15 protein-coding genes are annotated in these 19,054 nt (G+C 69.5%); 8 read left to right on the top strand and 7 right to left on the bottom strand.

Going from position 1 to position 19,054, the window contains the following annotated elements; all coding sequences use genetic code 11:
* Positions 1 to 76: 76 nt before the first annotated feature.
* Both ACSNN8_RS24645 and ACSNN8_RS24640 read right to left on the bottom strand, forming a co-directional pair.
* Complete coding sequence (locus ACSNN8_RS24645; RefSeq protein ID WP_436651852.1) at positions 77 to 1,900, bottom strand: BCCT family transporter; 1,824 nt, start codon at positions 1,898 to 1,900, stop codon at positions 77 to 79.
* Positions 1,901 to 2,071: 171 nt separating this feature from the next.
* The gene (locus tag ACSNN8_RS24640; RefSeq protein WP_436651851.1) at positions 2,072 to 2,323 is read right to left on the bottom strand and encodes a Rieske 2Fe-2S domain-containing protein; all 252 of its coding nucleotides are present in this window, start codon (positions 2,321 to 2,323) and stop codon (positions 2,072 to 2,074) included.
* Between the two features lie 272 nt (positions 2,324 to 2,595).
* Here ACSNN8_RS24640 and ACSNN8_RS24635 point away from each other — a divergent pair, with 272 nt between their 5' ends.
* From ACSNN8_RS24635 to ACSNN8_RS24620, 4 genes are read left to right on the top strand one after another with little or no spacing between them, the layout of a single operon-like run.
* On the top strand, positions 2,596 to 3,843 hold the full coding sequence (locus ACSNN8_RS24635) for a sarcosine oxidase subunit beta family protein (protein WP_436651849.1): 1,248 nt from the start codon (positions 2,596 to 2,598) through the stop codon (positions 3,841 to 3,843).
* A 16-nt stretch (positions 3,844 to 3,859) separates the two neighbouring features.
* The gene (locus ACSNN8_RS24630) at positions 3,860 to 4,138 is read left to right on the top strand and encodes a sarcosine oxidase subunit delta (protein WP_436651848.1); all 279 of its coding nucleotides are present in this window, start codon (positions 3,860 to 3,862) and stop codon (positions 4,136 to 4,138) included.
* Positions 4,135 to 7,023, top strand: coding sequence for a 2Fe-2S iron-sulfur cluster-binding protein (locus ACSNN8_RS24625; protein WP_436651846.1), 2,889 nt, complete (start codon positions 4,135 to 4,137; stop codon positions 7,021 to 7,023). Before ACSNN8_RS24630 ends, ACSNN8_RS24625 begins: the two co-directional genes overlap by 4 nt.
* Positions 7,013 to 7,636: a sarcosine oxidase subunit gamma gene (locus ACSNN8_RS24620; protein WP_436651844.1), complete on the top strand. Its 624-nt coding sequence runs from the start codon at positions 7,013 to 7,015 to the stop codon at positions 7,634 to 7,636. The genes ACSNN8_RS24625 and ACSNN8_RS24620 overlap by 11 nt, the downstream gene beginning before the upstream one ends.
* 206 nt (positions 7,637 to 7,842) lie before the next feature.
* On the opposite strand, the gene ACSNN8_RS24615 is transcribed toward ACSNN8_RS24620, so the two are convergent.
* The 5 genes from ACSNN8_RS24615 to ACSNN8_RS24595 form a co-directional block, all read right to left on the bottom strand.
* The gene (locus ACSNN8_RS24615) at positions 7,843 to 8,835 is read right to left on the bottom strand and encodes a DMT family transporter (protein ID WP_436651842.1); all 993 of its coding nucleotides are present in this window, start codon (positions 8,833 to 8,835) and stop codon (positions 7,843 to 7,845) included.
* 28 nt (positions 8,836 to 8,863) lie between these two features.
* Entirely contained in the window at positions 8,864 to 9,715 is an 852-nt protein-coding gene (purU, locus tag ACSNN8_RS24610; protein WP_436651840.1) for a formyltetrahydrofolate deformylase, read from the bottom strand.
* 10 nt (positions 9,716 to 9,725) lie between these two features.
* On the bottom strand, positions 9,726 to 11,102 hold the full coding sequence (locus ACSNN8_RS24605) for an L-serine ammonia-lyase (RefSeq protein WP_436651838.1): 1,377 nt from the start codon (positions 11,100 to 11,102) through the stop codon (positions 9,726 to 9,728).
* A gap of 150 nt (positions 11,103 to 11,252) precedes the next feature.
* Entirely contained in the window at positions 11,253 to 11,612 is a 360-nt protein-coding gene (locus ACSNN8_RS24600; protein WP_436651981.1) for a bifunctional 3-phenylpropionate/cinnamic acid dioxygenase ferredoxin subunit, read from the bottom strand.
* Positions 11,612 to 12,955 carry an NAD(P)/FAD-dependent oxidoreductase gene (locus ACSNN8_RS24595; protein WP_436651837.1) on the bottom strand — a complete coding sequence of 448 codons (1,344 nt, stop codon included), beginning with the start codon at positions 12,953 to 12,955 and terminating at the stop codon, positions 11,612 to 11,614. The genes ACSNN8_RS24600 and ACSNN8_RS24595 overlap by 1 nt, the downstream gene beginning before the upstream one ends.
* 17 nt (positions 12,956 to 12,972) lie before the next feature.
* On the opposite strand from ACSNN8_RS24595, the gene ACSNN8_RS24590 reads away from it, so the two are divergent.
* The 4 genes from ACSNN8_RS24590 (at position 12,973) to ACSNN8_RS24575 (ending at position 19,051) form a co-directional block, all read left to right on the top strand.
* A complete protein-coding gene (locus ACSNN8_RS24590) occupies positions 12,973 to 13,764 on the top strand; it encodes an IclR family transcriptional regulator (protein WP_436651835.1) in 792 nt (263 codons plus the stop codon).
* Between the two features lie 3 nt (positions 13,765 to 13,767).
* Positions 13,768 to 15,114 (top strand): serine hydroxymethyltransferase, encoded by a 1,347-nt coding sequence (gene glyA, locus ACSNN8_RS24585; RefSeq protein WP_436651834.1) that lies wholly within the window; start codon positions 13,768 to 13,770, stop codon positions 15,112 to 15,114.
* 145 nt (positions 15,115 to 15,259) lie between these two features.
* Positions 15,260 to 16,345, top strand: a complete 1,086-nt coding sequence (locus ACSNN8_RS24580; protein WP_436651832.1) for an S-(hydroxymethyl)mycothiol dehydrogenase — start codon at positions 15,260 to 15,262, stop codon at positions 16,343 to 16,345.
* Between the two features lie 255 nt (positions 16,346 to 16,600).
* Complete coding sequence (locus ACSNN8_RS24575) at positions 16,601 to 19,051, top strand: GcvT family protein (RefSeq protein ID WP_436651831.1); 2,451 nt, start codon at positions 16,601 to 16,603, stop codon at positions 19,049 to 19,051.
* Positions 19,052 to 19,054 lie beyond the last annotated feature (3 nt).

The following is a 19,054-nucleotide window of genomic DNA, read 5'->3' as shown; positions in this document are numbered from 1 at the left end:
GTGCTCGACTACTGGTGGTCCATCACCCGGCGCCCCAGCGGCGGGGTCGCCCGATCGACCTCACCGGTCTTTGACGTCAATCGGGCCGGCTCGCGCCCTTCGTCTCCGCGATGCCATCGCTGCTCGGCTGCTCCGGGATCGGCCCGGCCGGCTTCTGCTGGTCCGGGCCGGCCACGGAGGCTGTCGCGCCGTCCGCGACGCCACCGGCCGGCATCGGCTTGACCGTCAAGAAGAAGCTGTCGCCATAGCTCTGCGTGCCGAAATCGACTGCCTGCTCGATAGCCCGAGCGCAGCGTTGGCCGCGACGAACCAGCGGATCGTTACGCAAGTCCTTCGTCAGCGCGACGCACATGACCACCATGACCAGCAGGAACGGCGCGGCCATGATGATCGTGACGTTCTGGATGCCCGACAGCGCGTCGCTGCCGCCTACCAGAAGCATCAGCGCCGCGACCGCACCCATGGCGACCCCCCAGAACACCACCGAGCGGCGCGGGGGGTGAATCGTTCCCCGCTGCGACAGCGTGCCCATCACGATCGAGGCCGCGTCGGCGCCGGAGACGAAGAAGATCGCGGTCAGCGTCATCGCCACGACACCGAGCACGGAGCCGAGCGGCAGCGTGTCGAGCAGACCGAACAGCTGACCCTCGATGGGCTGCGACGCAAGGTCGGTGCCGCCTCGCTGGGCCGTGATCGCCGCACCACCGAAGATGGCGAACCAGAGAAGGCTGACCGCGCTCGGGATGAGAATGACTCCCGCGACGAATTGCCGGATGGTGCGGCCGCGGCTGATCCGGGCGATGAACATACCGACGAACGGCGTCCACGAGATCCACCAGGCCCAGTAGAAGACCGTCCACCCGGAGAGCCACTCGGCTGTGGCATCGCCGCCGCTCGCGGCGGTGCGGGCGGCCATCTGTGCGAGGTTCCCGAAATAGTCTCCGATCATGGTGGGCAGCAGGTTGAGGATCAGGATGGTCGGGCCACCCACGAAAACGACCAGCGCCAGCAGCGCGGCGAGCACCATGTTGACGTTCGACAGCCATTGGATCCCTTTGGCTACGCCCGACACCGCGGACGCCACAAAGGCGATCGTCAACACCACGATGATGATGACTGACAGGCCCGTCCCGACCGAGTCGATGAACCCACCGGCCCGCAGGCCGCCGCCGATCTGCAGCGCCCCCAGCCCCAGGGATGCGGCGGAGCCGAACAGCGTCGCGAAGATCGCCAGGATGTCGACGGTGCGGCCGAAGAATCCGTCGGTCCGGTGGTGGCCCAGCAGCGGGGCGAACGCCGAGCTGATCAGCTGCCGGCGGCCGCGGCGGAACGTCCCGTACGCGATGGCCAAGCCGACCACGGCGTAGATCGCCCAGGGATGCAGCGTCCAGTGGAACAGCGTGGTGGCCATCGCCACGTCCAACGCCTCCGGCGTGTCAGGTGACACCGTGCCGGGCGGCGGCGACGTGTAATGCGACAGCGGCTCGCCGACGCCGTAGAACATGAGACCGATGCCCATTCCGGCGCTGAACATCATCGCGATCCATGACACGGTGCGGAACTCCGGGACCTGGCCGTCGCGGCCCAACGGGATACGCCCGTACTTGCTGAGCGCGAGCCAGAGCGCGAACACGACGAAGCCGCTCGCTGTCAGGACGAACGCCCACCCGCCGCCGGTGATGACCCCGGTCAGCGCGGTCGCGGACACGTCGCTCAGCGTCTCCGTGTCCACCACGCCCCAGACGATGAACGCCATCACGAGCAGTGCGGACACCGCGAAGACCACCCAGTCGGTCGGGTAGTGCTGCCCCTCCGCCTCCTGCTGAAGGGACGGCGGTTCGAACGGCGGGTGAACCCCGGGGTCAGGTTCGTGGCGTTTGTCGTGCGCGTTGACGGCCATCAGCGGACGCTCCCTCGTCAGTTGTGTTCGGACGGGAACCGTCCGACTGGTCTGGTTCTCGTCGCGCCCGGCACGGATGTTGTTGTGGTCAGGTCCTGGACCGGCCGACAGTGGCAAGCTCCCGGCGCAGGCGGGTGAACAGTCGAGGACTGTTCATCGCAAGGACTGCGGTCAGGTGCCGGCAGGAGCCGATGCCTGCGTCGAATGCAGCGGGCACTCGATCGAACAGCCCTCGAGCCATCCCTGCGACAACGACGCGTCCTGATACGTACAGGTGTCGTCGATCGCGAGCAGCACGCCGTCGACGGTGAGAACCGCAATGGGGACATGCGTGGTGACGCGCATCGACTCGCCCGGATGAGAATCTGCCGGCGCGCATATTCTGATCACGCGGCCTCCAATGCGTTCGGCGCATCGAGCCATGCTGGGCGGTGCGGGAGATTGCCGAGCGTGGATTCACGATGCGCCTCTTTTCCCGGGCGCGTCAAGAGCGCGGATCGGGTGCGGACAGCGCGATGTGTCGACGTCGCCGAGGCCTTGCAGAGCGGTGATTCGGCCTGCTTTCGAGCGAACTTGACGCTCTACATCGACGGTCGTAGCCTACCGCGAGGGGTCGAATATGTCGTTGCTGCGCGAGCCGGCGCCCCGTTTGGCGACACGATGTCCCCTCCACCCACAGCCGGCGGAGGTCTTCGATGACCACGGTAGACAGCGGACCAGTGCGTCCCGGAGCCCACCTACCGGAACACCCCGACTTCCTGTGGCGCAATCCGGAGCCGAAGCGCTCGTACGACGTGGTTGTCGTCGGCGGAGGTGGGCACGGCCTCGCGGCGGCGCACTATCTCGCCAAGAACCACGGCATCACCGATGTCGCGGTGCTGGAGCGGGGTTGGCTGGCGGGCGGCAACATGGCCCGGAACACGACGATCATCCGGTCCAATTATCTGTGGGACGAGAGCGCCGCACTCTACGAGCATGCCCTGAAGCTGTGGGAGACCCTCGAGCAGGAGCTCGATTATCCCATTCTGTTCAGTCAGCGAGGCGTCCTGAACCTTGCGCACACTCTGCAGGACGTGCGCGACAGCGTGCGGCGTGCCGAGGCGAACAGGCTCAACGGGATCGACGCGGAGTGGCTCACTCCCGATGAGGTCAAGAAGGTCTGCCCGATCGTCAACATCTCGCAGGAGCTGCGCTATCCGGTGCTCGGCGCCGTCTACCAACCGCGCGCCGGGATCGCGAAGCACGACTACGTCGCATGGGGATACGCGCGCCGCGCCGACCAGGCCGGTGTGGACATCATTCAGGACTGCGCGGTCACCGGCTTCGTCACGGACGGCGATCGGGTCACCGGTGTGCGGACGACGCGGGGGGACATCGCGGCGGGCCGGGTGGCGTTGTGCGCGGCGGGCAGTACGACCGTGCTGACCGACATGCTCGGTCTGCGGGTCCCGGTGCAGAGTCACCCGCTGCAGGCGCTGGTGTCCGAGCTCCTCGAGCCGGTCCACCCGACCGTGGTGATGTCCAATTACGTGCACGTCTACGTCTCGCAGGCGCACAAGGGCGAACTGGTGATGGGCGCCGGCATCGACCCCTACAACGGCTACGGTCAGCGCGGCTCCTTTCACATCATCGAGCGGCAGATGGCGGCCGCGGTGGAGCTGTTCCCGGTGTTCGCCCGAGCGCACCTGTTGCGCAGCTGGGCCGGAGTCGTCGATGTGTGCCCCGACGCGTCTCCCATCGTCAGCAAGACACCGTACGAGGGGCTGTACCTGAACTGCGGGTGGGGCACCGGCGGGTTCAAAGCCACGCCCGGCGTCGGATGGTGTCTCGCGCACACGATCGCCAACGACGAACCGCACCCGTACAACGCCCCGTTCAGCCTCGACCGTTTCGTCACCGGGGCTCTGATCGACGAACACGGCGCCGCCGGCGTCGCGCACTGACCCCCGAGGAGCGATCGTGCAGCTGATCCGGTGCCCGTGGTGCGGGCCGCGCGAGGAGGTCGAGTTCCACTACGGCGGCCAGGCGCATGTGCCGTATCCGGCGGATCCGAGCGCAGTGTCCGACGAGGAGTGGGCGCGCTACTTGTTCTTCCGTGACAACCCCCGTGGCCTCTTCGCCGAGCGGTGGATGCACGCCCTGGGGTGCCGGCGCTGGTTCAACGCGGTCCGCGACACCGTCACCTACCGCTTCCACCATGTCTATCGGCCCGACCAGACGAAGCCGGAGACGACATGAGCGACGTCGGCGAGGGGCCCACCACGTCCGCGGCGTCGCTGCGCCTTCCCTCCGGCGGCCGGATCGACCGCACCGCCACCTACGGGTTCACCTTCGACGGCCGTCGCCTCACCGGGCATCCGGGGGACACGCTCGCGTCAGCGCTGCTGGCCAACGACGTGCACCGGATCACCACCAGCATCAAGCTCGGCCGGCCCCGTGGAATCGGAGCAGCCTGGGCCGAGGACCCGAACGGCCTGGTACAGATCGAGGAGCCGTTTCCGGAGCCGATGCTGCTGGCCACGACGGTCGAGCTGACCGACGGCCTCGTCGCCCGCGGCATTCCCGGTCAGGGCCGGCTCGCCGACGTCGCCGACTCCGCCCGCTACGACGCCCGGAACGTGCATACCGACGTACTCGTGATCGGCGCCGGCCCCGCGGGCCTCGTCGCTGCGCTCACCGTGGCGCGAGCGGGCGGCCGCGTCGTGCTCGTCGACGAGCAGTCCGAGGCGGGTGGGTCGCTCCTCGGGAGCAACGACCGCGTCGACGACCGCCCGGGCCTCGACTGGGTGGGCGCGGTCACCGCTGAGCTGGCTGGTTTCGCCGACGTCCGGCATCTGCAGAGAACGACGGCCTTCGGGTATTTCGACGACGGTTTCGTGCTGGCGCTCGAGCGGCGCACCGACCACCTCGGCGCCGCCGCCCCGCGCAACCGGTCCCGGCAGCGGGTCTGGCGGATCCGGGCCCGGCACGTGGTGATCGCGACCGGCGCGCACGAGCGCCCTGTCGTGTTCAACGACAACGACCGGCCGGGGATCATGCTGGCCGGTGGTGCGCGGACGTTCCTGCACCGCTACGGCGTCCTGGCCGGACGCGACGTCGTGGTGTTCACCACGGACGACAGCGCCTACGCCGCGGCAGTCGACCTGGCGGCGGCGGGGGCGCGTGTGCACGCGGTCGTCGACGCCCGCGCCGAGACGCCCGCCGCAGGGACCGAGGCCTGCGCACGGCAGGGGATCGAGGTGCGTGCGGGTCAGGTCGTTATCGGGACTGAGGGTGTCGAGCGGGTTGCCGCTGTTCGGGTAGCGGCCTTCGGCGACACGTCGCCGGCACGCAGCGAGCGCATCCCCTGTGACCTGTTGCTGGTCAGCGGCGGCTGGAACCCGGCGGTCCACCTGTTCAGCCAGGGTGGCGGCCGGCTTCGCTACGACGGCCGCCTCGGCGCGTTCGTGCCCGGTGAGGACCTGAGCGGCACGACGGTCGCCGGAGCCGCCGCCGGAGTCGTGGAGCTGGGCGACTGCCTCGACGACGGCCGGGTGGCCGCCGAGGCGGCGCTCACCTCGCTCGGTATGCGCGGCCCGGAGCAGCGGGTGGCCCCCAGCACCGAGCCCGGCCCCGGCCGGCTTGCGCCGCTGGTGCTCTGGCGGGTACCGGATCCGGACGGCGACGGAACGACGCAGTTCGTCGACCTGCAGCGCGACGCCACGGTGGCGGACATCGCCCGCGCCGTGGGTGCCGGAATGCGCACGGTCGAGCACATCAAGCGCTATACGACGATCGGCACCGCACACGACCAGGGAAAGACCTCCGGGGTCGTGGCCTCCGGGATCGCCGCCGAGCTGACGGGACGGCCGGTCGAGGACATGGGCACCACGACCTTCCGGCCGCCCTACACCCCGGTGGCGTTCGCCGCGTTGGCCGGTCGCCACCGCGGAGCTCTGTTCGACCCCGAGCGCACCACCGCCGTGCATGCCTGGCACCTCGCGCGCGGCGCGGTGTGGGAGGACGTCGGGCAATGGAAGCGTCCGCGGTATTACCCGCTCGCAGGCGAGGACATGGAGACCGCCGTGCTACGCGAATGTGCGGCGGTCCGCACCGGGGTCGGCATGATCGACGGCTCGACCCTAGGCAAGATCGATGTGCAGGGGCCCGACGCCGGGGTGTTCCTGGACCGGATCTACACCAACATGATGAGCAGCCTGAAGGTCGGCTCCATCCGGTACGGCGTCATGTGCCGGGCCGACGGCATGGTCCTCGACGACGGAACGGTGTTGCGGCTCGCCGACGATCGGTTCCTCGCCTACACCACCACCGGGAGCGCCGCCGCGGTCGTCGACTGGATGGAGGAGTGGCGGCAGACCGAATGGCCCGACCTGCGGGTGTACCTGACCTCGGTGACCGAGCAGTGGGCGACGTTCCCGGTGGTCGGCCCGCGCTCCCGGGATGTCGTCGGCGCCGTCTTCGCCGACGTGGACGTGTCGAAAGCGGCGTTCCCGTTCATGACCTGGCGCGACACGACGATCGGCGATGTGCCCGTGCGCCTGGCCCGGGTCAGCTTCTCGGGCGAGCTCGCCTACGAGGTCAACGTCGGCGCGTGGTACGCCGAGGCGCTGTGGGACCGGCTGATGGCGGCCGGGAAACAGTACGGGATCACCCCGTACGGAACCGAGACCATGCACGTGCTGCGGGCGGAGAAGGCGTACCCGATCGTCGGTCAGGACACCGACGGAACCGTGACCCCGCAAGACCTGGGGATGGACTGGGTGGTCTCGAAGAAGAAGCCCGACTTCATCGGGAAGCGATCCTTCGCACGTGCCGAGAACCGCCGTCCCGACCGCAAGCAGCTCGTCGCGCTGCTGCCGCAGGACCGGAGTCTGCTGCTGCCCGAAGGTGCACAGGTGGTCGACGGCCCGGCGCTGCCGGCGCCGCCGGTCCCCATGCTCGGGCACGTCACCTCCAGCTACCACAGTGCCGAGCTGGACCGATCGTTCGCGCTGGCCCTGGTCAAGGCCGGTCGTAGCCGGGTCGGGGAGACGGTGTACGTCACGGTGGCCGGCTCGCTGGTTCCGGTGGAGGTTGCCGGACCTGTCCTGGTTGACCCGGAAGGAGCTCGCCGTGACGGCTGAGGCGCTGGCTCGCACCAGTCCACTGCAGCAGTTCATCGAGTCCGCCTCCCACCGGCCCGGCGACGCTCGTGGGCCCCTGCTCCTCGGATTTCCGGCGAGCGCGCAGGTCGTGCCCGAGCCGTTCATCGCGATGGCCGATCTCCGGGTTGATCCAGCCGGCGCCGCCGCCGCGGACGTCGGCAGTCACCTGGGCATCGATCTGCCCACCACGCCCTCCACCTGGGTGGAATCGGGGGACAGGCGGGCGATCTGGCTGGGGCCCGACGAGTGGCTGGTCACCGATCGCTCCCGGACGCCGCAGGAGCTGGAGGCCGGACTGCGGGAGGCGGTCAGGGGGCGCGGCGCAGTGGTCGACGTCTCGGCGCAGCGCACCACCTTGAGGCTCGCCGGTGCGAACGCCCGGGACGTGCTGGCGGCCGGGTGCTCGATCGACCTGCATCCCGCCGTCTTCCGTCGTGGTGCGGCGGCGCAGACCCTGCTCGGGCTCACCGGCGTGGTGCTGATCGCCCTCGACGACACCGGGAACAATTATCAGATCCTGGTCCGCTCGTCGTTCGCCACCTACCTGGCGCGATGGCTGCTCGACGCAGCGGTGGAGTACCGCGACAGCTGATCCTCCGGACCATCGAGACCCTCGGCGGTCTGCACAAGCCCAAGTAGGTAAGGGCCAGCCGTCCGGCGCCCTGTTCAGCGGCGTCCGCGAAGGTGTCCGGCCATCACGAGACCGGGAAGGAAGAGGCGATGCAGGAGAACGAGCGGTCGGCAGGCCAGGAGAAACACACCGAGGAGGCGCCGGTGGCGGTGACCTCGGGTACCGCTTCAGGCCTGCACGAGACGTTCCTCGGTGGGGGGCAGCGCGGCCACCGCGATGAGGATCAGGGCTCCCCCCAGCAGGGCCGGCCAGGGCAGGCGCTCGCCGAGTAACGCGGTGGCGAGCACGGCCGCGGACACCGGCTCGAGCAGTGTCGCCACGGTTGCGGCCGACCCTGACGTGGTGCGCAGACCGGCGTACAGCAAGAAGTACGCCAGCGCCATGGTGGCGATGCCGAGATAGGTCAGCAGGACCAGCGACCCCGGGCTGGCCCCGAGCAGAGGGTGGCCACCGATCGCTGTGACCGGCAGGACCGGAACGAGGACGAGGGCGCCGACGGTGGTGGTACAGGTCGTCAATGCCACCGGGTCGCTCCGTTGCGCAGCGCCGTGTCCGAGAACCGTCGTCGCAGCGTATGCCGCCCCGGCGGCCCCAGCCGAGAGCAGACCCAGGTACGGCGAGCCGCCCGTTCCTCCCGATCCGTGGTCTGCTGTCGCGCCGATCAGGACCAGCCCGGCCAGCGCGGCAGCCAGCACCCCTGCCTGCCGCGCCGAGGGCCGGGTGCGGGCCCGCAGATGTTCCCAGGTCGCGGACAGAAGTGGGGCGAGGCCCATCGTGACCACGGTCGCCACGCTGACCCCGACCTCCAGCACCGAGACGAAGAAGAGGCCCTGAAAGGCGGCGGTGCAGCAGCCCATCACGACGGCCAGGACCGGCTGCTCGCGCATCGTCGCCCGGACCGATGTCCACCGACGTGTCGCGACGGCGCACCCGATCAGCGTGGCCGTCGCGAGCAGCATCCGCCAGGCGCTGACGGTCAACACGCCGAGCCCGTCGCGTTGGTGCAGCACGGTGACGGCCAGACCGCCGGTTCCCCACAGAACTCCGGCGGCGCAGACCTGAAGCAGACCGATCCGGGACCTTCCCCGATCGAACCGTGGTGCGCCGCGGGCAGATCGGACGGACGACCGACGCTTCCCGGGATCGGCGACCCCGGTCAAACCGGCCCTCTCTCAGCGGCGCCCACGCTCATCGGAAGACCACCGTGCTCCGCTCGTTGAGCAGTACGCGTCGTTCGGAGTGCCAGCGCACGGCCCGGGACAGCGCGAGTGCCTCGGCGTCCTGGCCGATGGTCGCCAGCGCCCGGGGATCGTAGCTGTGATCGATCCGGATCACCTCCTGCTCGATGATCGGACCCTCGTCGAGGTCCGGCGTCACGTAGTGGGCGGTGGCCCCGACCAGTTTCACGCCCCGGTCGTAGGCCTGGTGGTACGGCTTCGCCCCCTTGAACCCGGGCAGGAAGGAGTGGTGGATGTTGATGGCTCGTCCGAGCAGTCTCAGGCACAGATTGTCCGAGAGAACCTGCATGTAACGAGCAAGAACCACCAGTTCGGCGCGATGCTCATCGACGATCTCGAGCAATCGTTGCTCGGCCTGCGGTTTGGACACGGGCGTGACCGGCACGTGGTAGAACGGCAGCCCCGCGGCCTCCGCCATCGAGCGGAGATCCTCGTGATTGGACACCACGGCGACGAGGTCGGCGTTGAGGCTGCCGGCGCGCCACCGGAAGATCAGGTCGTTGAGGCAGTGCCCCATCCGGGAGACCATCACCACGACCCGCTCGGGGCTGCCGTCCGACAACAGGAATGTCATCCCGAACTCGTCGGCGACCTCGCTCTTGAAGGCGTCGGACAGTTTCCCGGCGTCGGCGTCGCCGACCATCGCGAATTCGGTCCGGAGGAACAGCGCCCCCCGGATGGGATCGTCGAACTGCTGGTGCTCCACGATGTCGCAGCCGTGGGCGAAGAGGAACGCGGTGACCGCATGGACGATACCCGGGCGCTGGGGACAGCTCAGGGTGACGATGAACGTTCGTGACATCGAAGCCTCCTCAGCACTCGATCACGTTGACTGCCAGACCGCCGCGGGCCGTCTCCTTGTACTTGTCTTTCATGTCCGCCCCGGTGTCCCGCATGGTCTTGATGGCCTTGTCCAGGGAGACGAACTGCTCGCCGTCGCCGCGCACGGCCATCCGCGCGGCGGTGATGGCCTTGATCGACCCGATGGAGTTGCGTTCGATGCAGGGAATCTGCACCAGCCCACCGATCGGGTCGCAGGTCAGCCCGAGGTTGTGTTCGATCCCGATCTCTGCTGCGTTCTCGACCTGATCCGGGGTGCCGCCGAGAACCTCGGCGAGCCCGGCGGCCGCCATCGAACACGCCGACCCGACCTCTCCTTGGCAGCCGACTTCCGCCCCGGAGATGGAGGCGTTCTCCTTGAACAGGATGCCGACCGCCGCGGCGGTCAGCAGGAACCGCACCACCCCGTCCTCGGAACAGGACCCGACGAAGTCCCGGTAGTAGTGCAGAACGGCCGGAACGATGCCGGCGGCGCCGTTCGTGGGCGCGGTGACCACGCGACCTCCCGCCGCGTTCTCCTCGTTGACGGCAAGCGCGTACAAGGTCACCCATTCCATGGCCCGGAGCGGGTCGTTGCGGTCCTCGGTGGCCTCCAGGGTCTGGCGCAGAAGCCCTGCGCGCCGCCGCACGTTGAGCCCGCCCGGCAGGGTTCCCGTTCCCCGGATGCCGCGATCGACGCAATCCTGCATCACCGACCAGATGTGCAGCAGGCCGGAACGCGTTTCCTCCTCGCTGCGTCGGCTCGCCTCGTTGGCGAGCATGAGATCGCTGATGCTCAGGCCCGTCTCGCGGGTGCGCCGCACCAGCTCGTCGCCGGAACTGAACGGATACGGCACCGGCCTCTGCCGGTCGTCAGCCATGAGGTCGGAGTGCTCGATCTCGTCCTCGTCCAGCACGAAGCCGCCGCCGACCGAGTAGTACTCCCTGCTCATCAGCACGTGCCCGGTGGCGTCCCGGGCCCTGAAGCGCATGCCGTTGGTGTGGAAGGGGAGTCTCTTGCCGCGATGCAACACCAGATCGTCGTCCATCGAGAAGGGGATGGGCCGGGTGCCTGCCAGCCGTAGCTGCCTCTGCGTGCGGACGGCTTCCACGCGTGGCTCGGCGGCCGCCGGATCCACCAGGTCGGGCTGTTCGCTCTCGAGCCCGAGCACCACGGCCTTGACGGTGCCGTGGCCGTGGCCGGTGACGCCCAGCGAGCCGAACATCTCGGCTCCGACGCCGCAGGTGCGGTCGAGCAGACCCTTGGAAATTAACCGGGCCACGAAAGAGTTCGCCGCACGCATCGGACCGACCGTGTGGGAGCTCGACGGCCCGATTCCCACCTTGTACATGTCGAAGACGCTGATCATATCGGGCCCCCAGGAAGCCGGCCGTTCTCGAACCGAACATGTCACTTTCCCCGGTGCCGGCGCCGATCATGCCCTTACCGGGGCCGTGCCGGCCGCGACCGTGCCGGGAAGGAACTCACGGCCTGGCGATTGCTCGATGCTTCGCGCGCCTCACGCCGGTCGGTCGCCGGCGGCGGTCGCCGGACCGGGTGGCAGGTTCGGCTCCTGGCCGGACAGCGCGACGTGGACGATGCCGTCGCTGATCATGACTTGGTGGGTGCGCACCGGTCTTTTCGCCGGGGGCGCATCGACCTGTCCGGTGCGCAGATCGAAGCGGGACGCGTGCAGCGGGCACTCCACCTCGCAGCCTTCGAGCCAGCCGTCGGCCAGCGACGCGTCCTGATGGGTGCACGTGTCGTCGATGGCGAAGACCTGGCCGTCCTCGGTGTGGAAGATCGCCACCGGGGGATCGGCCGCCCAGCGGTAGGACTCGCCGGGCGGGATCGAGCTGAGGGGGCAGACAGGGAACATCACGCACTCTCCTGTTGCGGTAGGTTGCTGACGCCTGACGGGAACCCGGTCCGGGCCACGGCGTGCAGCCCACGGGCACGGTCGGGGATGTGCACCTGGCGCCGCCACCGCGTGAACAGCTTCGGCTTGTTCATGGCGAGCACCGCGACGGTCCGGCCATCGCGCTCATACACCGCGAGGAAGCTGCGGTCCTCGGTGGCGCCCTCCACGATGCGAACCGTGTCGCCTTCCCTGCGGTGCCCGGCGAACTGGATGCGCACGCCGTACTGATCCGACCAGAAGTACGGCACGGCCGTGTGCAGCGGGCCGCCGTGCCGGCCTGCGAGGAGCGTTGCGACGGCAGTAGCCGGCTGCTCAAGGGCGTGCGTCCAGTGCTCGCTGCGGACGATGCCGTCGGCGTACGGGTTGAAGGGAGCCGCGCAGTCACCCGTCGCGACGATGTTCGGCAGGTTGGTCGCGCAGGTTGCATCGGTCACCACTCCACCGAGGATCTCCAGTCCCGAATCGGCCAGCCACTCGACGTTGGGCTGGGCGCCGACTCCGACCAGCACCACGTCGGCGGGCAGCCGGGTCCCGTCCAGGAGCTCGACCGCTTCCACACGGCCGCGGCCGGTGATGCGGGCGACCCCGGTCCCGGTGATGAGGCGTACGCCATGGTCGGCGTGCAGCGCCGCGCATGCCGATCCCATCTGCGCGCCCAGCGGCCCGGCGAGCGGCGTGGGAAGGGCTTCGACGACGGTGACGTCGAGGCCGAGCGAGCGGGCGCTCGAGGCGACTTCCGCACCGATGAAGCCGGCCCCGACCACGACGAGCCGTTCGGCGCCGGAGAGCGCGGCACGCAGGCCGACGGCGTCGTCGAGGGTGCGCAGGGTGTGCACACCCGCCAGTCCCTCCGTGCCCGGCAGCCGCCGGGCCCGTGCGCCGGTCGCGAGGACGACGCCGTCGACCCGGATCTCCTGACCGCCGTCGAGGATGATCGTGCGGCGGTGGTGATCCAGCCGCACTGCGGCGGCGCCGAGGCGCCAGTCGACCTCCAGCGCCTCATCGGGGTCCCGCAGGGCGAGGTCGGCCTCCGTGCACCGTCCGGTCAGGAAGTCCTTGGAGAGCGGCGGTCGGTCGTACGGCTCGTGCCGCTCCGCGCCGATGCCGATGATCTGACCGTCATAGGACTGCCGGCGCAGAGCGCGGACGGCGGACAAGCCTGCCAGCGACGCACCGACGACCGCGATCCTGCGCATCATCGCCCGGCCTCCGTTGTGTAATAAAAAACAATTACTGTGATACGCAACAGAGTCCACCCGTACGAGGACCCCGTCAAGGGGGTTCGGATGCGAAAGCGTCACTCGCTTATCGTTGCGTCATGAGCAACTCAGCTGACATGCCGGCCGGCGAGCCCGGTCCAGCCCTCGTCCAGTCGGTCGACCGGGCGCTCGCCATCCTGGAGATCCTCGCCCGTCGTCGCGACGCCGGAGTCACCGACATCGGCAAGGAGCTGGGGGTGCACAAGTCGACCGCGTTTCGGCTGCTGGCGGCGCTGGAGAGCCGGGGGTTCGTGGAGCAGTCCGAAGACCGTGGCAGCTACCGGCTCGGTTTCGGCATCGTCCGGCTGGCCGGCACGGTCACCGCGCAGCTGGACATCACCCGGCAGAGCCGGTCGGCGTGTGAGCGTCTCGCCGCCGAAGTGGGGGAGACGGTCAATATCGCGATTCTCGACGGCGACCGGGCCGTCAACATCACCCAGGTGCGCGGCGGCGCGTCGATCGCCAGCCACAACTGGGTCGGTCAGCAGACTCCGTTGCACGCCACGTCCAGTGGCAAGGTGCTCCTCGCGTACGCGCCGGCCGACGTTCGTGCGGCCGTGCTCACCGCGCCCCTGCAGCGGTTCACGGCGGCGACGATCGTGGACGCCGCCGCCCTCAAGGACGTGCTGGGGGAGGTCGCGACCGCCGGCTGGGCCGGCACGGAGGAGGAGTACGAGGTCGGGCTCAACGGGGTCGCCGCCCCCGTCCGTGGTGCCGACGGGTCGGTGATCGCCGCGCTCAGCGTCTCCGGTCCGGCCTACCGCCTGCAGCCCGCCACCTATCCCGAAGTGGCGCGACTGGTCCGGTCGGCCGCGGACGAGGTGAGCGCCCGGATGGGATTCTTCGCCTAGCCGTTGTGCTGTGCGCAACACGCATCGTATGGTGCAACTTCGCCGTCTGTAGCGAAGGAGTCACCCACGATGCACGTCACGTCCCCCTCCCTCCTCGATCGGCCCCTGGCGGAACTTGATCCAGAGGTTGCCGTCGCCGTCCGGCAGGAACTGCGGCGCCAGCAGTCGACGCTGGAAATGATCGCGTCCGAGAACTTCGCCCCCCGCGCCGTCATGGAGGCGCAGGGATCGGTGCTGACCAACAAGTACGCCGAGGGGTACCCGGGACGCCGCTACTACGGCGGGTGCGAGTTCGTCGACGTCACCGAGCAGCTCGCGATCGATCGGGTGAAGGCCCTGTTCGGCGCCGAGTACGCCAACGTGCAGCCGCACTCCGGCGCCCAGGCCAATGCCGCGGCGATGATGGCGCTGCTCGCACCCGGCGACACGATTCTCGGTCTCGACCTCGCGCACGGCGGCCACCTCACGCACGGCATGCGGATCAACTTCTCCGGCAAGCTCTACAATGTCGTCGCGTATCACGTTCGCGAGTCCGACTGCCTGGTCGACATGGACGAGATCGAGCGGCTGGCACGCGAGCACCGGCCGAAGCTCATCATCGCCGGCTGGTCGGCGTATCCGCGCCACCTCGACTTCGCGCACTTCCGCCGCATCGCCGACGAGGTCGGCGCCTACCTGATGGTGGACATGGCGCACTTCGCCGGCCTCGTCGCGGCGGGCCTGCACCCGAATCCCGTGCCACACGCGCACGTGGTCACGACCACCACCCACAAGACGCTCGGCGGCCCCCGGGGTGGCGTCATCCTGGCCACCGGTGACATCGCGAAGAAACTGAACTCGGCGGTGTTCCCGGGGCAGCAGGGTGGTCCGCTCGAGCATGTGATCGCAGCGAAGGCCGTCGCCTTCAAGATGGCTGCTTCGGAGGACTTCCGCGACCGGCAGGCGCGCACCTTGGCGGGGGCTCGCATCGTGGCCGAGCGCCTTGCCGGTAGCGATCCGGCGGCCGGGGTGAAGGTGCTCACCGGCGGCACGGATGTGCACCTGGTGCTCGTCGATCTTCGCGAGTCGGCACTCGACGGACAGCAGGCCGAGGACCGGCTGCATCAGGTCGGGATCACGGTGAACCGGAACGCCGTACCGTTCGACCCCCGTCCGCCGATGATCACCTCCGGGCTGCGCATCGGCACCCCGGCGCTGGCCACCCGCGGCTTCGGTCCCGAGGACTTCCACGAGGTGGCCGAGGTGATCGCCACAGCACTGCACCCGGGCTTCGACCACGCGGTCGGCGCCGACCTGCGCGACCGCGTTGCCAAGCTCGCCGACCGGCATCCGCTCTACACGGGCTTCTGACGCCCCGCCGACCCGGTCGGGCGCGACGTCGAATGCCTGGCGCTCGACCACGGTGCCCGCCGATCGTCGCGCGCTCCGGTGTGTTGCACCCCGATCGCGCGGCCGTCTTCCCGCTCATCAACTCACGGACAGGAGCGCAACCACGATGGCACACGAGGTACGCGGAGTCGTCGCCCGGCGCAAGGGCGAACCCGTTTCGGTCGAGACGATCATCGTCCCCGATCCGGGCCCGGGGGAGGCCCTGGTCAAGGTGCAGGCCTGCGGCGTCTGCCACACCGACCTGCATTACCGCGAGGGCGGCATCAACGACGAATTCCCCTTCCTGCTCGGCCACGAGGCCGCCGGAGTGGTCGAGGCGGTCGGTGACGGGGTGACCGGGGTGGTTCCCGGCGACTTCGTCGTCCTGAACTGGCGCGCAGTCTGCGGTCAGTGCCGGGCGTGCCGGCGGGGCCGGCCGTGGTACTGCTTCGACACCCACAATGCGACTCAGAAGATGACCCTCGCGGACGGCACGCCGCTCTCGCCGGCGCTGGGGATCGGCGCCTTCGTCGAGAAGACCCTGGTGGCGGCGGGCCAGTGCACGAAGGTGGACGCCTCGGCGTCGCCGGCTGCGGTCGGGCTGCTGGGCTGCGGCGTCATGGCCGGGCTGGGCGCCGCCCTCAACACCGGCGCGGTGGGCCGCGGTGACTCCGTGGCGGTCATCGGGTGCGGTGGCGTCGGGACCGCGGCGATCGTCGGCGCGCATCTGGCCGGCGCGACGACGGTCATCGCCGTCGACCTGGACGACCGCAAGCTCGACGGGGCGAAGGGACTGGGCGCCACCCACGCGATCAACGCCGGCGCCGGTGACCCGGTCCAAGCGATCAGGGATCTCACCGGCGGGAACGGCGCAGACGTCGTGATCGACGCGGTCGGCCGGCCGGAGACGTACCGGCAGGCGTTCTACGCCCGTGACCTGGCCGGCACGGTGGTGCTCGTGGGCGTCCCGACGCCGGAGATGACGCTGGAATTGCCACTGCTGGACGTCTTCGGCCGCGGTGGGGCGCTCAAGTCCAGCTGGTACGGCGACTGTCTGCCGTCGCGTGACTTCCCGATGCTCGTCGAGCTGTACCGGCAGGGCCGCCTCGACCTCGACGCGTTCGTCACCGAGAGGATCAAGCTCGACGAAGTGGAGGCCGCGTTCGACAAGATGCACCACGGCGACGTGCTGCGCTCGGTGGTCATGTTCTGATGACCGCACGGATGGAGCACCTGACCACGTCCGGCACGTTCAGCCTCGACGGCGGCACTCGATGCCGCGCCGATGACGACGTTGTCTGCGCGTCTCGGCCATGAGCCCGTAGCAGGCTTCAGGACCGGAAACTTCACTCTCATCGGATGTCTTGACTACGCGTTGCGTACGACGCATTCTGTTGCGTATTCCGCTACTCGCTGCAGCTGGTCGAACACGCAGGGGTCGCGCACCGAGCCACCTGAAAGGACGCTCATGACCAAGCCCTCCCGCGTGGTGATCATCGGCGCCGGCATCGTCGGCGCTTCGCTCGCCGACGAGTTGACCGACCGCGGCTGGACCGATGTCACCGTGGTCGACCAGGGACCGCTCTTCGCCACCGGCGGCTCGAGCTCCCATGCGCCTGGCCTGGTGTTCCAGACGAACGGCTCGAAGACGATGACCGAGTTCGCGACCTACACGGTACGCAAGCTCAGTGACCTGACGCTGGACGGCCAGTGGTGCTTCCGGCAGGTGGGCGGCCTCGAGGTCGCCACCACCGAGGAGCGGTGGGCCGACCTGAAGCGCAAGCACGGCCTGGCCACGTCCTGGGGCGTCGAGGGTGTCCTGCTCAGCGCCGAAGAGTGCGCGGCCCGGCACCCGCTGCTCGAAGCGAGCAAGGTGCTGGGCGGTCTGTACGTCCCCACCGACGGTCTGGCCAAGCCGGTGCGGGCGGTCGAGGCGCAAGCGCGGCGCGCGATCGAGCGCGGCGCCCGGTTCCTCGGCGGCCACACCGTGGTCGGCATCGCGCAGGAGGACGGACGAGTCACCGGCGTGCAGACCGATCAGGGTCTCATCGCCTGCGACATCGCGGTGTGCGCGGCCGGCTTCTGGGGCCCCAGGATCGGGGAGATGGTGGGCCTGACCATCCCGCTGCTGCCGCTGGCGCACCAGTACGCCAAGACCGGTCAGGTGGCGTCGCTCGTCGGGGTCACCGATCCGGCCCTCGAGGCCGGTAGCCCCATCCTGCGCCATCAGGATCACGACCTCTACTACCGCGAGCACGGCGACCGCATCGGCATCGGCTACTACGGGCACCGCCCGATGCCGGTCCGGATCGACGAGGTGCTCTCGTCGGCCGAGGCGCCGGTCATGCCCTCGGTGCTTCCGTTCACCGAGGAGGACTTCGAGCAGGCGTGGGAGCAGAGCGTCGCCCTGCTGCCGTCCCTGGCCGAGACCAAAGTGGAGGAGGGCATGAACGGCATCTTCTCCTTCACTCCCGACGGGGCGCCGCTCATGGGCGAGCATCGGGAACTCGCAGGCTTCTGGGTAGCCGAGGCGGTATGGGTGACCCACTCGGCGGGCGTCGCGCGCGCCATGGCGGAGTGGCTCGTGGAGGGCCGGCCGCGGACCGACGTCCACGAGTGCGACCTGCACCGTTTCGAGCAGGTGCAGCTGGCCCCCGACTACATCGCCGAGCGCGGCCGGCAGAACTTCGTCGAGGTCTACGACATCATCCATCCGCTGCAGCCCATGGAACGGCCCCGGCCGCTGCGCACCAGCCCCTTCTACGCCCGTCAGCAGGAACTCGGTGCCTTCTTCCTGGAAGGCGCCGGCTGGGAACGGCCGTACTGGTACGACGCCAACGCCGGCCTGCTGGACTCCGTGGAGGTTCCCGGCCGCGACGCGTGGTCGGCGCGCTACTGGTCACCGATCGCGGCGGCGGAGGCCAAGGCGACCCGCGAGCGGGTCGCGATGTACGACATGACGCCGCTCACCCGCTTCGAGGTGACCGGTCGCGGCGCGCTGGATTTCCTGCAGCGCATGACGACCAACAACCTCGCGAAGTCGGTGGGCTCGGTCACCTACACCCTCATGCTCGACCACGACGGCGGCATCCGCAGCGACCTGACGGTGGCGCGCCTCGGGGAGAGCGTGTTCCAGGTCGGCGCGAACGGCCCGCTGGACGAGGACTGGATGCGCCGGCACCTACCGGCCGACGGTTCGGTCCAGATACGCGACATCACGGCCGGGACCTGCTGTATCGGCCTGTGGGGCCCGCTGGCCCGGACGCTCGTCCAGCCACTGACCACAGCGGACCTGTCCCACACCGGCTTCAAGTACTTCCGCGCCAAGTCGGCCTACATCGGCGAGGTCCCGGTCACCGCGATGCGCCTGTCCTACGTCGGTGAGCTCGGGTGGGAGATCTACACCGGCGCCGACACCGGCCTGAAGCTCTGGGACACGCTCTGGGCCGCGGGCCAGGAGCACGGCGTCATCGCCGCCGGGCGTAGCGCCTTCAACAGCCTTCGGCTGGAGAAGGGCTACCGGGCGTGGGGCACCGACATGACGACCGAGCACGATCCGTACGAGTCGGGCCTCGGCTTCGCCGTGCGGATGGACAAGGGCGACTTCGTAGGCCGCGCAGCCCTCGAAGGCCGCTCGGCGGAGACCGCGGGGCGCCGGCTCACCTGCCTGACACTGGACGACCCGGCGTCGGTGGTCATGGGCAAGGAACCGGTGTTCGCGGCGGGCGACCCCGCCGGCTATGTCACCAGCGCCTCCTTCGGCTACAGCATCGGGCGCACGATCGCGTACGCCTGGCTTCCCAGCGCAGTGTCGGTGCCCGGCACCGCCGTGACCATCGAGTACTTCGGCGAGCACCTGCCGGCGACCGTGGCCGAGGAGCCGCTGTTCGATCCGCAGATGGAGCACATCCGCCGTTGACGG

Origin of the sequence: Actinoplanes sp. URMC 104, assembly GCF_051386375.1 — a bacterium.
Lineage (GTDB): Bacteria > Actinomycetota > Actinomycetes > Mycobacteriales > Micromonosporaceae > Actinoplanes.
The sequence above is the reverse complement of the archived record's forward strand: the minus strand, read 5'-3'. Positions and strand labels throughout refer to the sequence as shown.